The sequence below is a fragment of the Streptomyces sp. NPDC003027 genome, assembly GCF_053591435.1.
Genome location: NZ_JBSFTU010000060.1, coordinates 1 through 12,883 on the forward strand (window position 1 = coordinate 1; position 12,883 = coordinate 12,883).

Sequence of the window (12,883 nt, forward strand, 5' to 3'; positions counted from 1 at the left end):
GTGTTGCGCTCGATCAGCTTGGTCATGATGCCGCCCTTGGTCTCGATACCGAGGGACAGCGGGGTCACGTCGAGGAGCAGGACGTCCTTGACCTCACCCTTCAGGACACCGGCCTGCAGGGCGGCGCCGATGGCGACGACCTCGTCCGGGTTCACACCCCGGTGCGGGTCCTTCCCGGTCAGCTCCTTGACCAGTTCCGTCACCGCGGGCATACGGGTCGACCCGCCCACCATGATCACGTGGTCGATGTCGGACACCTTGATACCGGCGTCCTTCACCGCGTTGTGGAACGGTGCCTTGCAGCGCTCCAGAAGGTCGGCCGTGAGCTGCTGGAACTGAGCCCGGGTGAGCTTCTCCTCCAGGTGCAGCGGACCCTCGGCGGAGGCCGTGATGTACGGCAGGTTGATCGACGTCTCGGTGGAGGACGACAGCTCGATCTTCGCCTTCTCCGCGGCCTCGCGCAGACGCTGGACAGCCATCTTGTCCTTGGCGAGGTCGACGCCGTACCCGTTACGGAACTGCTTCACCAGATGGTCGACGATCCGCTGGTCCCAGTCGTCACCACCGAGCAGCGTGTCGCCGTTGGTGGCCTTCACCTCGACGAGTCCCTCGCCGATCTCCAGGAGCGACACGTCGAAGGTGCCGCCACCGAGGTCGAAGACGAGGATCGTCTGGTCCTCCTCCTTGTCGAGCCCGTACGCGAGCGCCGCGGACGTCGGCTCGTTGATGATGCGCAGGACGTTGAGGCCGGCGATCTCGCCCGCCTCCTTCGTGGCCGTGCGCTGGGAGTCGTTGAAGTACGCCGGAACGGTGATGACGGCATCGGTCACGTCCTCCCCGAGGTACGCCTCGGCGTCGCGCTTCAGCTTCTGCAGCACACGGGCCGAGATCTCCTGGGCGGTGTACCGCTTTCCGGCCGCCTCGCCGCTCTCCGGGAACCGCCAGGACGCGTCACCCATGTGCCGCTTCACCGACCGGGCGGTGAGTTCGACGTTGGTCACCGCCTGCCGCTTGGCGATGTCCCCGACCAGCACCTGTCCGTCCTTGCCGAAGGCCACGACGGAGGGGGTCGTCCTGTTTCCTTCGGTGTTCGTGACGACCGTGGGCTCGCCGCCTTCCAGCACCGCGACGACGGAGTTGGTCGTGCCCAGGTCGATACCCACCGCGCGTGTCATCGCTCGCTCCTTTCCAGCGCGGACGGAGTCGTCCGGATCCCGCTGTCCGGATCAGATCGCCTGCGGGCGGCCGAAGAGCAGGTCGTAGCCCACGGGGAGCTGAAGCAGGATCCGGTTCATGAGGTCGTCTCCCGCGATGTCGGCCACGACACTGAGCACGGAGCTGACGTCCCAGGTCGCCGTCTTCTCGGTGGCCCCCTCGATCCAGGCGGCCGTCGCCCGGACGAACCGCTCGGGCGGGAGCGGCTCGCGTGCCTGGAGCGGGTTGAGCAGGACCAGGGCCAGCGTCTCGGGGAGTCGCTCGGCCAGCTCGGACCTCACCTCACCCACGAGATGCGCGCCGAGGAGAGCGAGAACGACGCGGGCGGCGCGTTCGGCCTCCTCGCGCGAGCCGTACTCGCCCCGTTCCTGGACCGCGGCCAGCAGCGCGTCCCACTGCATACGCATGGACACCTCCCCAAGGCGGAATGCATATGTCGGACACACTGGTTATATACCGCGCCGTACCAAACTTGACAACCATCGACTCAAGGGTGATCAGTGGCGGGCAGCGGGTGCTCGGCGTCCTCGCCGGAGTAGAGGCGGTCGACATCGGGGCGCAGGTCGAGCATGTCGAGAAGGCGCTCCAGATCCGCCGGGTCGGTGGCGCGCAGGGCGACGGCCAGCCGGGCGGCGCGTCGCTGGTCGGCCATCGCCGAAGGGGTCCGCTCACTGCCTTCTGCTCGCTCCATGACCAGATCCGACCACGCCCTCGCCGTCCGCGCAGCCCGGCCGCCCGTCGGCTTCCGCCCATCGCTGTTCACAAGCGGCCCGTCCGACCTCGCGAGGGTGACCCCTGAGGGCCGTTCTGCCTGGCCTGATGACGGTGGGTGACCCTCTGGGATGCGCGGGTGAGGGGGCGCTGCTTCTCTGAGGTCATCCGCTCACCCCCAGATCTCAGGAGTGATCATGAGCGTTGCAGGAGAGACCGGTGGCCGTGCGCAGCAGCTGCGCCAGAAGGCTCAGGAGATGGAGCAGGCCGCCGAGCGGTCCACCGACCCGGACGAGCGTCAGCGGCTGAAGGACCGGGCCCGGCGGCTCGAGGAGCAGAGCAGGCGCGAGTCGGAGATGGGCATCGGCGAACCGATGTAACGGCTTGTGATCGACCGGCCGGTGGCGGCCCCGGAGGGGGCGGCCACCGGCCGGTCGCGTAGGTGACGCGGGCGCGACGTCGTGATGTCGGCCGTCCCTCCGTCGCGTGGACACCTCCGGAACTCGACGCGGCGCCGCGGTTCGACATGTCTGAGATGGGCATGTCAAACGCTGGTGTCACTCACGTCGTTCCCCTCAGGAGGCCACGCCTTGAAGACGAGTTCGCGGTTCCGCAGGTTGTCGCTCACCCTCGGTGCCGCCATGGCGCTGGTCCTCGCCGTCCCCGGCAGCGCACTGGCCGCGCCCCCGCGAGCCCTCCCCGGCGACGCCGACGGGCTGGAACAGACCTTCCAGCCCGCCTACGACTACGACACGGACGGCTGCTACCCCACCCCCGCCATCGGACCCGACGGGACCGTCAACGGCGGCCTCAACCCCTCCGGCGCCCTCAACGGCCAGTGCCGCGACGCGTCCGACCTGGACAACACCAACGGATACGCGCGCTCCCTCTGCAACAACGGCTGGTGCGCGGTCATGTACGGCCTCTACTTCGAGAAGGACCAGGCCGTCGCGGGCAGCGGACTGGGCGGCCACCGCCACGACTGGGAGCACGTCGTGGTGTGGGTGCAGAACAACGAGGCCCGCTACGTCTCCACCTCCGCGCACGGAGCGTTCGACATCCACGGCCGGGACCGGATCCGCTGGGACGGAACACACCCCAAGATCGTCTATCACAAGGACGGCATCGGCACGCACTGCTTCCGCCCCGCCGACTCCAACGACGAGCCGCCGGAGAACCACTACCGCGGCTGGCGGTTCCCCGCCCTCGTCGGCTGGAACGGCTACCCCGCCGATCTCCGGGACCGGCTCAGCCGGGCCGACTTCGGCAGTGCCGTGTTCGGCCTGAAGGACGGCAGCTTCGCCGCCCACCTCCAGAAGGCCAAGCCGCCGTCCATCCCCTTCGACCCGTACGCCTGACGCTCGTTCCCGGCGCGCGGCGCGTTCGGCGCCCGGCCGGAAGCCCGCCCTCTCCGCCACGCGTCCCGGTGTCCATCGGGGGTATGCGCAACCTTCCTGGAGGACACCGGACTTGGGGGAGGGGACCATGACGTCACGCATCGGATGGCGCCGCGCCACGGCCGATCGGTCGGAGGACGAGGACCCGGGACGCGGCCCCGGAACCTGGCTCCGGGTCTTCCTCGCGGTGCTGGCGGTGGCGGCGATGGTGGCCTTCGGCGTCGTCCTGGCCCGGCTGACCCTCCAGCCGGAGCCGGCCTCGGACGCGCTCACCCACACCAACCTCCGGCCCGGCGACTCGATCCGGGCCTACCTCGCGCAGCCCGCCTTCCGGGACACGGTCAAGCAACTCGGCGGAAACATCCTCCTCGGCGTGCCCTTCGGGCTGTTACTGCCGGTGGTGTCTCCCCGCACCCGGGGCTTCGTCCGGATCGCCCTGCTGACGGTGGCGACGATGCTCCTCGTCGAACTCGTCCAGGGCGCCCTGATCACCGGGCGCGCCTTCGACATCGACGACGTGCTGCTGAACACGGCCGGCGCGCTCCTCGGGTACGCCCTGGTGGGACGCCGCCTGGGCAGGGCGGTGCACCCCCGGCGCAAGCCCCGTTGGTGGTCGCTCCGCCGCACCTGACCGATCCGTCTTCCCAGAAGGAGGCTTCCATGTACGAACGAGAAGGCGACACCACGCCGACGGGCACGCTGGACGGCGGCCGCCCTGGCACGCTGGACGGCGGCCGCCCCGGCACCCGGGACGGCGGCCGCCCCGGCACCCGGGACGCGCGGTCGGACGGCCGGGCCGAGACGGAGGACGAGCGGGCGGACCGGCGCTGGCAGGAACTCATCCAGGAGATACGGGTCGCCCAGACCGGCGTGCAGATCCTCCTCGGCTTCCTCCTCACGGTGGCCTTCACCCCGCACTTCCAGGGCCTCGAACAGACGGACAAGACCATCTACATCGTCACGGTCGTCCTCGGGTCCCTGGCCACGGGGGCGCTGATAGGACCCGTCCCCTTCCACCGGATCGTGTCCGGACGGCGCATCAAGGCGCACGCCGTGGTGTGGGCCTCACGCCTCACCTTCGCCGGGCTCATGCTGCTCCTGGCGACACTGACATCGGCCCTCTTCCTCATACTGCGGGTGGCCACTCACGACACGTACGTGCCCTGGCTGGTCTCCGGCGTACTCCTCTGGTACCTGCTCTGCTGGTTCGCCCTGCCCCTGTGGGTCCGCACCCGTTACACCCGCGACGACTGACACCGCGCCCCATTCCCTGGTCGCCGGGGCCGCGGGCGCGTCCTCCACGGGAGGCGCCCACGGCCCCCGGCCGGCCGTGTGCGAAGGTGACCCGGTGACCACGCCTGAGAACTCCGACCGCCTCGTCTTCGGCTGCATGGGCCTGGGGGGCGCCTGGGACACGAGCCCCCTCACCGCCGCCGACATCGACGTGGCCGCGACGGCCGTCGAAGCGGCCGTCGAGAGCGGCATCACCACCTTCGACCACGCCGACATCTACCGGCACGGAAAGTCGGAAGCCGTCTTCGGCGAGATCCTGGCCCGCTCGGCCGGACTGCGGGAACGGATCACCCTGCAGACCAAGTGCGGCATCCGGCTCGCGGACGGAGACCGGCCCGGCCTGTACGACCTGCGAGGGGCCTCCATAGTGCGCAGGGTCGAGGAGAGCCTTCACCGACTGCGCACCGACGTGCTCGACGTGCTGCTGCTGCACCGCCCCGACCCGCTCGCCGACCCCGCCGAGATCGGCGAGGCCCTGGCCTCGCTCCACCGGCAGGGGCTCGTACGCCGCTTCGGCGTCTCCAACATGAACGCGGCGCAGATCGCGCGGCTCCAGGCCCACACGGAGCTGCCCCTCGTGGCCAACCAGCTGGAGATGAGCCTGCACCGGCGGGCCTGGCTGGAGGACGCCGTCCTCGTCAACACACCCGAGTCCGCCGCCAACGGCTTCCCCGCCGGCACCGTCGAGCACTGCCTGGCCCACGGCATCACGCTCCAGGCCTGGGGAGCGCTGGCCCAGGGGCGGTACACCGGAAGGCAGCAGACCCCGCAGGAGCGGGCCACCGCCGCACTCGTCGCCTCGCTCGCAAAGGCCAAGGGCACCACGCCGGAGACCATCGTGCTCCGGTGGCTGCAGCGCCACCCGGCGCGCGTCGCGCCCGTGATCGGTACGTCGAACCCCGAGCGCATCCGCGCCTGCCGGGACGCCGCGCTCGATGAACCCGGCCTGAGCCACGAGGAGTGGTACACCCTGTGGGTGACCGCCCGCGGCGCAGCACTTCCCTAGGAGCGGCCGGGCGCGGCGGATCAGTCGGTGAGCGGGCGGTAGACGGTCAGGGCGCCGGGCAGCTTGTCCAGACGGAAGGCGCCCGGAGCCGGAACCACCTCGCCGTCGTACGCCATGTCCGTGCCCTCGGGCAGTCCGGAGACGCGCAGGGACGTGGTCCGGGCCGCCGCGTACAGCCGCGTCCTCGCCAGCCCTCCGGCCACCGCCGTGGCGAGCAGCCGGGTGCGGGCGAACCGGCCGCCGTGCGCGACCCGTACATCGAGGACACCGTCCGCGAGGTCGTGGCGCCGCAGCGGGGCCAGGCCCACGCTGCGGTAGGCGCCGTTGCCGACGAACAGCAGCCACAGGGACTCACGCCTGCCGTTGACCTCCGCGCGCAGGGGCCGTGACGTCCGCAGCACGCGCACCACACCGAGCAGCGACGCCAGCGGCCCGCCGAGCCGGGGCGACCAGCGCTCCCGGAGCCGTACGAGCTCCGGATAGACACCCAGACTGAAGGTGTTGAGGAAGTACGCGCGCGACCCGCCCGGCTCACTCGTGATTCGGCCGACGTCGGCGCGGACCGCATGCCCCTCGGTCAGCGCCGCGCAGGCCTCGGCCACCGTGTCCACGCCCAGGTCCACCGCGAAGTGGTTGAAGGTGCCTCCGGGCACGACGAGCAGCGGCACCCCGTGGCGGAGGGCCGGTTCCACCGCCGCGTTCACCGTGCCGTCACCGCCGCAGACGCCCAGTACGCCCCCGCGGGCGGCCACCTCGGCCGCGGCCGTGTCCAGCACCTCCGCCAGCGTGCCGGTCTTCTCCTCGTACAGGATGACCTCCGCCCGCGGCAGGAGCGTCCGGAGCTGGCGTACGGGATCCAGGAGCTGCGGCTGGGCGCCGGAGGCGGCGTTGGCCACGACGACGAGGCCGTCGCCCTCCGGGAGGGCGCGCACCCGCACGCGCGGCCGCGCGGGTGTGGCGACCAGGTCGCGGGTCGGGGCGAGGCCCCGGACCGCGTAGGCCGCCCCCACGCCCAGGCCGGCGCCCACGAGCACATCGCTCGGGTAGTGGACTCCGGTGTAGACACGGGAGAACGCGACCGAGGCGGCCACCGGGAGCACGGCCGCCGCCCAGCCGCGCGACTCCAGCGCGACCCCGGTGGTGAAGGCCGCCGCGGAGGCGGCGTGGCCGGAGGGGAAGGAGCTCGTGAACGGCTGATGGGGCAGTCGCCGCACCAGCGGCACCGCGTCGATGAGCGGACGTTCGCGCCGGACGGCCCCCTTGGCGAGGGTGTTGACGGTGGCCGACGCCAGAGCCAGGGAGGCCGCTCCGCGGACCGCGGCGCGCCGCCCCCGAGGTCCGCCGAAGGCCCACATCCCGGCGGCGATCCCGAACCACAGCAGCCCGTGGTTCGCGCTCCGGCTGAGCCGGGGGAGGACCGGCTCGGCTCCCGGCCACGAACGGTTCGCCACGTGCCCGAAGACCGTGCGGTCCAACCGGCCGAACCTCCCGCGCAGCCGACCCCTGGCGACCTGGCTCATCGCATCTCCTCGTCGTCGGATCCGGAGCTCGAACACGCGCCCGGCCAGCGCCAACGTACCCGGCACGGCCGGAACGACACGTCCGGCGCGGAAAACGGCGCCTGGTGTTCCTCCGTACGCCGCGACGACACCCTCGTCAGGAGCGGGCGAGGTGGGAGTCCGCCGCGCTGTCGCTGTCGGGGTGGATGGCGAAGATCTGGTCGAGGCCCACGATGCCGATGACCCGGGCCACCGGCGGTGGCACCGCCGCGAGCGCGATCGAGGCACCCGCCGCCGTGGCGGTGTTGCGGGCCGTCAGGAACGTGTTGATCCCGCTGGAGTCGCAGAAGTCGAGATCGGTCAGGTCCAGGACGAGCAGGGACCCGGGCGTGAGATCGGCGGCCCGCACCTCCTCGCGCAGGCGGGGCGCGCTCTCGTAGTCCAGGGTGCCTTTGAGCGTGAGGACGGGACCGGCGGGCGTGGTACGGGTGATGATGTCCAGCATGGTCATGATCAGTCTCGATCGGCGGAGGGTCGGTCCGGAGTGTCTCGGTCTCGAGTGTCTCGGTCTGCGGAGCCTCGGTCAACGGAGCGTCGTTCGACGGCGGGGCCGTCGAGAGGAACCCCCAGGGCGAGCAGGGCGGTGTCGTCGCCCAGCCCGTCGCCGAAGCTCTCCAGAAGCCCCGTCAGGGCGGTGACGATCCGAGCGGGCGTCGCCGGGGTGCGCTCGGCGACGAACTCCCGCAGCGCCTCGTCACCGAACAAATCGTAACCGGCTCCCGTACGGGCCTCGGTGAGGCCGTCGGTGTACAGCAGCACGCTGTCACCGGGTTCCAGGACCGTCCGCGCGGCGACGAACTGCGCGTCGGGAAGGATGCCGACGAGCAGTCCTCCCGGCGTCGGCAGGAAATCCGCCCGTCCGTCGCTCCGCAGGACGAGCGCGGGCGGGTGGCCCCCGGAGGCCAGTTCGAGGGCGAAGGACCCGCTCTCGCCCTGAGGCTCGAGCACGCCGAACACGGCGGTGCAGTAGCAGGTCTCTCCCGCCGGACTCTGCTCCGTCAGCGCCGTGTTGAGCGTACGGAGAGCGGCGACGGGGTCGGAGTCGTGGAGCGCGGCCGTCCGCAGGGTGTACCGGGTCAGCGAGGTCAGCGCCGCGGCTTCCGGACCCTTGCCGCACACGTCCCCGAGGAAGAAGGCCCAGCGCTTCCCGTCCAGCGGGAACAGGTCGTAGAAGTCGCCGCCGAGCCGGTCGGGAGAGGCGGTGTGGTAGTACGAAGCGGCCTCGAGTCCCGGGACGGAGGGCAGGCGCGCCGGCAGCAGGCTGCGCTGGAGCACCGCCAACGCGTCCTGGAGCCGCGCCCGGTCGGCCTCCGCCGCGCGGCGGGCCTCCTCGGCCTCGGCCCTGCTGCGCAGCAGCTCCACCTCGTAGGCGCGCCGGTCCCGCGCGTCGGTCAGGGTGATCCTCGCGAGCAGCGGCCGCCCGTCGGAACTCGACCGCACTATGGCGCTGGCCAGGACCGGGAGCGGCTCACCGGACCGGGACAACTCCAGCGAGACGCCGCCCACCTCGCCGTTCAGCCGGAGCGCGGGCGCGAGCTGCGCCTCGTACGAGAGCCGGCCCGCCGGGGTGAGGAGGTCGCCGAAGGCCATGCGGCCCACCACGGAGCTCCGGCTCAGCCCGAGCCACTGCAGCAGGGTGGTGTTGATCCTGGCGATCGTGCCGTCCAGCAGGATCGACACATAGCCGCACGGGGCGGTTTCGTACAGTTCCTCCGCGCTGTCCTCCAACACGGCCATATAGGACTCGAAGGCGGCGGCGGGTGAGTGGAAGCCGGGCTGTTCGTGTCCCGTGGTCCCGTGGTTCATCGAAGAAGGCTCCTGAAGCGGTCGGCCTCTGTCCGGGCCGCACGGCGGAAGCGGAAGAGCGCGCGGAGGGGGGCGGCTCCGCCACCGCGGAGCCGCCCCTTTCGCCGCCCGGACGAGGTCAGTGCTTGAATACGTCCTTCGCCTTCTCCTTGGCGTCCCGCGCGTCGCCCTTGACCTGCTCGCCCCGGCCTTCGGCCTCAAGGCGCTCGTCGCCCGTCAGCCGCCCCGCCGCTTCCTTGATCTTGCCCTTGGCCTGCTCGGTCTTGGCCTTCGACTTTTCCTCACCGGACACGTCTGATCACTCCCTGGTGCCGTGGATCCCGTCTGATGAGAGGGCGCCTGACCTCGAATCGCGGTCGTAAACCACGCGGACGGAAAAAGCTCCCCGCCTGCCTCTCACTGCTCCAGGGGTACGACCGCGCGGATCGTCTTCCCGGCCCCGTGCACCGACACGATCACCTCGCGGCACAGGTGCTGCACGATGGGCCAGCCGTAGCCGCCCGGCGTCAGGGCTTCGGTCCTCCGGTCCGTCGGGGGCTCGCCGCTCCCGTCGGTCACCGACACCGTGACACTGTCACGCGCCAGGTCGAGGCGGAATCCGGTGACGCCCCCGGCGTGCCGCTCGGCGTTCGTCACCAACTCCGAGACGACGAGCATCAGATCATCGACCTGCGACCGGTCCACCGGCCGGATGCTCGCGAGCCGTCGCCTGGTCGCCTCTCGGGCCTCGGCCGAGGTGCGCACCGCCGGTCCGTCGCGGGGCGGGACCCCAAGGGGACGCGTACGAGTGGACATATGGGGCCCTGCCTCATGGCGAGGCTGCATATTGGTTACCCTTCCTCCCGATTTCCCTGCATTCGCTCTCCGCTCGCCTTCCCGCCCTGGGGGAGGTGACACACGGCATAGGGTGACCCGTCTCACCTGCGGGCTCGGGAAGGGCGCCCCGGGACGGCGGCGGGCTCGTCCGCGCTCCTCGCGGCCCGCGCCAGCACGCCCGACAGCTCGACCCGGGACCGGACGCCCAGCCGGGCGAAGACGTTCCGCAGATGGTGGTCGACCGTGCGGGGGCTGATGGACAGCCGGCCGGCGATCTCCCGGTTGGTCGCGCCCTCGGCGGCCAGCGCGGCGATGCGCTGCTGCTGAGGCGTCAGGTCGTCCGGACCCGCCGGCCCGCCTGCGCCCCCGCCCGCTCCGCCCGTGGCCCGCAGCTCCGCGCGCGCCTGGGCGGCCCAGACCTCGGCCGCCGCCCGCTCGAAGGTCACGAGCGCGTCGCTCAGCCGCACGCGCGCCTCCAGCGGCCGTCTGCGCCGCCGGAGCCACTTGCCGTACGCGAGCAGGGTTCTGGCGCGCTCGAAGTCGTTGCCGGACGCGTCGTGCCGCCGCATCGCCTCGCCGTACCAGTACGCCGCGTCCTCCGGCGCCGCCGCCAGAAGGGCGCGGCAGCGCGCCAGCTGGGCGGGAGCCTGCGGGTCCAGTCCGTAGGCCGCCCACGCGGCGAACTCCTCGGCCGCCGGCCGCGCTTCGGCCGCCCGGCCCGTCGCGTCGGCCGCCTCCACGAAGCACGGCACGACGAGCATGCGCAGCGCGAAGTGGCCGGCGCCGGGTCCGGGGCGGACCAGCCGCGCCAGCCGCGCCGCCGCCTGGGCGGCGAGGCCACGGCCCAGCTCCGTCCGGGCCAGTGCCCACTCGGCGAGCGTGGCGGCCTGCGCGAGACCGTGGCGGCGCGCGACCGCGAGCGCCTGCCGGGCATGGTCGCCGACGGAGTCCGCGTCGCCGGCGACCGAGGCGACCAGGGCCAGGACGGCGTGCTGATGGGCCGCCACATTGTGCTGGCCGGTGAGTTCGGCGGCGCGCAGGCCCTCCCGGGCGTGCGTGCCGGCCCGGTCGTGGCGTCCGGCACGTAGCTCGGCATAGGCGAGATGCTCGAGCACGCGGGGGAGCATGGCGGTACGGCCGTCCGCCCGCACCCGGGCGAGGGCCCGGGTGTGGATCCGGGCCGCCGACGCGGTGTCCCCGAGGACCAGTGCGGCGGACCCGGCGCGCAGCAGGAGCCGGGGTTCGTCGGCCTCACCGTCGCACGCCACCACGCGCGCGAGCGGGGCCCGCGCCTCGTGCAACCGGGCGGTGAGCGCCGCGCGCATCCCGTCGAGGAAATCCCGCTCCGCGCCGGCGCCGCCGGGCCGTCGGCCGTCGCCCGGGGGCGGGTGGTGGCGGGCGGTGTCGCCGTGGGGGGCTGTGGGGTCCTGAGCCGCGTTGTCCGGCGACGTGTCGTGTCCGGCCCTGTCGCCGTGCCGGGCTGTGTGGTGCAGCCCGGTGCCATGCCCGCTGCCGTGCCCGCCGCCGTGCCTGGGGCCGTCCGGCTCGTCGGGGGCGAGCGCCACCAGACAGGCCGCGGGGTCGCCCGCCGCCCAGGCGGCCTCCATGGCGAGCAGCCGGGCGTCCGCCGCCTCCTGCGGGGCGTCGTCGCGCAGCAGCGCGTAGGCCAGGAGCAGCGCCTGATGGGCGTCACCGGCCGGACCATCGGCCAGCTCCGAGAGCCCGCGCACGAGTTCGGCCCGGCCGCGCACCACGTCCGCGAGCGAGCGCACCTCGTCGGCGGCGTGGAGCCGGTCCGCCCGGTGGCCGAGTGCCCGGAGCAGGGGCGACGTCCGCGGTGTGACCGGTCGGTGCGCGCCACGGTCCGAGGCCGGCGCGGCGGCGGCCGAGTCCCCTTCGCCGCGCACCCCCGTCAGCGCGCCCCGCCGTCCGCCGCTCGCCGTACCGGCACCCACCGCACCGCGATCGGAGCCACCGGGAGCACGACTCCGCAATTCCGCCGCCTGGTCGAGCACCGTGCCGTCCGACGGCGCCCCGTCGTTCAGCCGTGGCGCGAAGAGGGCCCCTGCCGAGCGGCGCCAGGAGGCCGGTGTCGCGGCGAGCACGGCACGGCGGAGGAACGGGTCCTCGAAGCGCAGCGCATGGCGCGCCCCGCCGAGCAGACCGTCCGCTACCAGTCCGTCCAGCGCCTCCGGAGAGGTACGCGTCGCCCGCGCGGCGGCCAGGACGGCGCCCGCGTCCACCGTGGGCCGCGCCGTGGCCGGGTCCGTGCCCGCTTCGCCGGCGACGGCCACGAGCGCGAGCAGCCGTCGCCACTCGGCGGGCAGCGCGTCGAGCAGCCCGCCGTACACGTCGGTGAGGACGCACGCGTCGGTCAGCGGACGGGGGAGGGGCGCGTCGCCCGCTAGCTGCGCGGGCGAGAGGCGCCGGGCCGTGGCGGTCAGGATGCCGGGGTGGCCCGCCGCCTCCCGGAGCAGCCGCTCCCGCACGTCGGGAGCGAGCGGGCCCGGACAGACGTCGTCCAGAAGACCGCTCGCCCCCGCCCGGCTCAGCGGCCCCAGCCGCAGCAGCAGCGCTCCCGGTACGTCCGGCGGCCGGTGATGACGGGCGAGCGACACCACCCACCCCACACCCGGGAGCCCGCCACCGGCGCGCAGCGCCGAGGCGAGCGCGGCGCGCGAGTGCGCGTCCCACAGGTGGTGGTCGTCCACACACAGCAGCAGCGGCCGCTGGGGGGCGAGGCCCGCCACGGCCGCGCCGACTCCGTCCGGACCCCGCGCCACCCGCAGGGCGCGCCGGGCCGCCGACGGCCCGGGACCGAGCGCGGACAGCAGGCCCCGCACCCCGCTCCACGGGACCTTGTTGCCGGGCGGTGCGGTGACCAGGCGCGCCGTACCGGCGAAACTCCGCGCCGCGTGGTGGAGGAGCGCCGTGCGACCCGTTCCCGGGCCGCCGGTGATCAGCAGTACGCCGCTCGCCCCGGCGCCGACGCGGGCCGAGAGCGAGGCCACCGCGGCGAGCTCGGTCGTGCGGTCGTGCAGCCGCGGAGCAGCGGCCGCGTTCGTCCCTCCGCTCACGGC

At 73.2% G+C, this 12,883-nt stretch carries 14 protein-coding genes; 5 read left to right on the forward strand and 9 right to left on the reverse strand.

All coding sequences use genetic code 11. The features are described from left to right. The 3 genes from dnaK to ACWDX6_RS28455 all read right to left on the reverse strand — a co-directional run. The coding region (gene dnaK / locus ACWDX6_RS28445; RefSeq protein WP_451487743.1) for a molecular chaperone DnaK at positions 1–1,175 on the reverse strand (1,175 nt) is incomplete at its 3' end. Between the two features lie 51 nt (positions 1,176–1,226). Further along, the gene (locus tag ACWDX6_RS28450) at positions 1,227–1,622 is read right to left on the reverse strand and encodes a DUF2267 domain-containing protein (protein ID WP_451487744.1); all 396 of its coding nucleotides are present in this window, start codon (positions 1,620–1,622) and stop codon (positions 1,227–1,229) included. Positions 1,623–1,702: 80 nt separating this feature from the next. Beyond that, positions 1,703–1,906 carry a hypothetical protein gene (locus ACWDX6_RS28455; protein ID WP_451487745.1) on the reverse strand — a complete coding sequence of 68 codons (204 nt, stop codon included), beginning with the start codon at positions 1,904–1,906 and terminating at the stop codon, positions 1,703–1,705. Between the two features lie 217 nt (positions 1,907–2,123). Here ACWDX6_RS28455 and ACWDX6_RS28460 point away from each other — a divergent pair, with 217 nt between their 5' ends. The 5 genes from ACWDX6_RS28460 to ACWDX6_RS28480 all read left to right on the forward strand — a co-directional run bounded on the left by ACWDX6_RS28460 (position 2,124) and on the right by ACWDX6_RS28480 (position 5,622). Further along, complete coding sequence (locus ACWDX6_RS28460) at positions 2,124–2,306, forward strand: DUF6381 family protein (protein WP_403294164.1); 183 nt, start codon at positions 2,124–2,126, stop codon at positions 2,304–2,306. Between the two features lie 210 nt (positions 2,307–2,516). Next, complete coding sequence (locus ACWDX6_RS28465; RefSeq protein WP_451487746.1) at positions 2,517–3,284, forward strand: NPP1 family protein; 768 nt, start codon at positions 2,517–2,519, stop codon at positions 3,282–3,284. A 127-nt stretch (positions 3,285–3,411) separates the two neighbouring features. Continuing rightward, positions 3,412–3,954, forward strand: a complete 543-nt coding sequence (locus ACWDX6_RS28470) for a VanZ family protein (RefSeq protein ID WP_451487747.1) — start codon at positions 3,412–3,414, stop codon at positions 3,952–3,954. A 29-nt stretch (positions 3,955–3,983) separates the two neighbouring features. Next, on the forward strand, positions 3,984–4,577 hold the full coding sequence (locus ACWDX6_RS28475; protein ID WP_451487748.1) for a DUF6328 family protein: 594 nt from the start codon (positions 3,984–3,986) through the stop codon (positions 4,575–4,577). A 94-nt stretch (positions 4,578–4,671) separates the two neighbouring features. Beyond that, positions 4,672–5,622 (forward strand): aldo/keto reductase, encoded by a 951-nt coding sequence (locus ACWDX6_RS28480; protein WP_451487749.1) that lies wholly within the window; start codon positions 4,672–4,674, stop codon positions 5,620–5,622. A 20-nt stretch (positions 5,623–5,642) separates the two neighbouring features. Here the strand turns inward: ACWDX6_RS28480 and ACWDX6_RS28485 are convergent, their stop codons facing one another. The 6 genes from ACWDX6_RS28485 to ACWDX6_RS28510 all read right to left on the reverse strand — a co-directional run bounded on the left by ACWDX6_RS28485 (position 5,643) and on the right by ACWDX6_RS28510 (position 12,880). Next, on the reverse strand, positions 5,643–7,142 hold the full coding sequence (locus tag ACWDX6_RS28485) for a phosphatase PAP2 family protein (protein ID WP_451487750.1): 1,500 nt from the start codon (positions 7,140–7,142) through the stop codon (positions 5,643–5,645). Between the two features lie 136 nt (positions 7,143–7,278). Then, positions 7,279–7,632, reverse strand: a complete 354-nt coding sequence (locus ACWDX6_RS28490; RefSeq protein WP_451487751.1) for an STAS domain-containing protein — start codon at positions 7,630–7,632, stop codon at positions 7,279–7,281. A 2-nt stretch (positions 7,633–7,634) separates the two neighbouring features. Then, positions 7,635–8,987 (reverse strand): PP2C family protein-serine/threonine phosphatase, encoded by a 1,353-nt coding sequence (locus tag ACWDX6_RS28495; protein ID WP_451487752.1) that lies wholly within the window; start codon positions 8,985–8,987, stop codon positions 7,635–7,637. A gap of 118 nt (positions 8,988–9,105) precedes the next feature. Next, positions 9,106–9,279: a CsbD family protein gene (locus ACWDX6_RS28500; protein ID WP_451487753.1), complete on the reverse strand. Its 174-nt coding sequence runs from the start codon at positions 9,277–9,279 to the stop codon at positions 9,106–9,108. A gap of 104 nt (positions 9,280–9,383) precedes the next feature. Beyond that, positions 9,384–9,812, reverse strand: coding sequence for an ATP-binding protein (locus ACWDX6_RS28505; RefSeq protein ID WP_451487754.1), 429 nt, complete (start codon positions 9,810–9,812; stop codon positions 9,384–9,386). Between the two features lie 92 nt (positions 9,813–9,904). After that, the gene (locus ACWDX6_RS28510; RefSeq protein WP_451487755.1) at positions 9,905–12,880 is read right to left on the reverse strand and encodes a LuxR C-terminal-related transcriptional regulator; all 2,976 of its coding nucleotides are present in this window, start codon (positions 12,878–12,880) and stop codon (positions 9,905–9,907) included. Between the last annotated feature and the right edge of the window lie 3 nt (positions 12,881–12,883).

What these genes read in the sequence shown, in the direction of transcription:
- ACWDX6_RS28450 (WP_451487744.1), bottom strand. Translation starts at nt 1,622, where the DNA reads ATGCGTATGCAGTGGGACGCGCTGCTGGCCGCGGTCCAGGAACGGGGC.
- ACWDX6_RS28455 (WP_451487745.1), bottom strand. Translation starts at nt 1,906, where the DNA reads ATGGAGCGAGCAGAAGGCAGTGAGCGGACCCCTTCGGCGATGGCCGAC.
- ACWDX6_RS28460 (WP_403294164.1), top strand. Translation starts at nt 2,124, where the DNA reads ATGAGCGTTGCAGGAGAGACCGGTGGCCGTGCGCAGCAGCTGCGCCAG.
- ACWDX6_RS28470 (WP_451487747.1), top strand. Translation starts at nt 3,412, where the DNA reads ATGACGTCACGCATCGGATGGCGCCGCGCCACGGCCGATCGGTCGGAG.
- ACWDX6_RS28475 (WP_451487748.1), top strand. Translation starts at nt 3,984, where the DNA reads ATGTACGAACGAGAAGGCGACACCACGCCGACGGGCACGCTGGACGGC.
- ACWDX6_RS28485 (WP_451487750.1), bottom strand. Translation starts at nt 7,142, where the DNA reads ATGAGCCAGGTCGCCAGGGGTCGGCTGCGCGGGAGGTTCGGCCGGTTG.
- ACWDX6_RS28490 (WP_451487751.1), bottom strand. Translation starts at nt 7,632, where the DNA reads ATGACCATGCTGGACATCATCACCCGTACCACGCCCGCCGGTCCCGTC.
- ACWDX6_RS28495 (WP_451487752.1), bottom strand. Translation starts at nt 8,987, where the DNA reads ATGAACCACGGGACCACGGGACACGAACAGCCCGGCTTCCACTCACCC.
- ACWDX6_RS28505 (WP_451487754.1), bottom strand. Translation starts at nt 9,812, where the DNA reads ATGCAGCCTCGCCATGAGGCAGGGCCCCATATGTCCACTCGTACGCGT.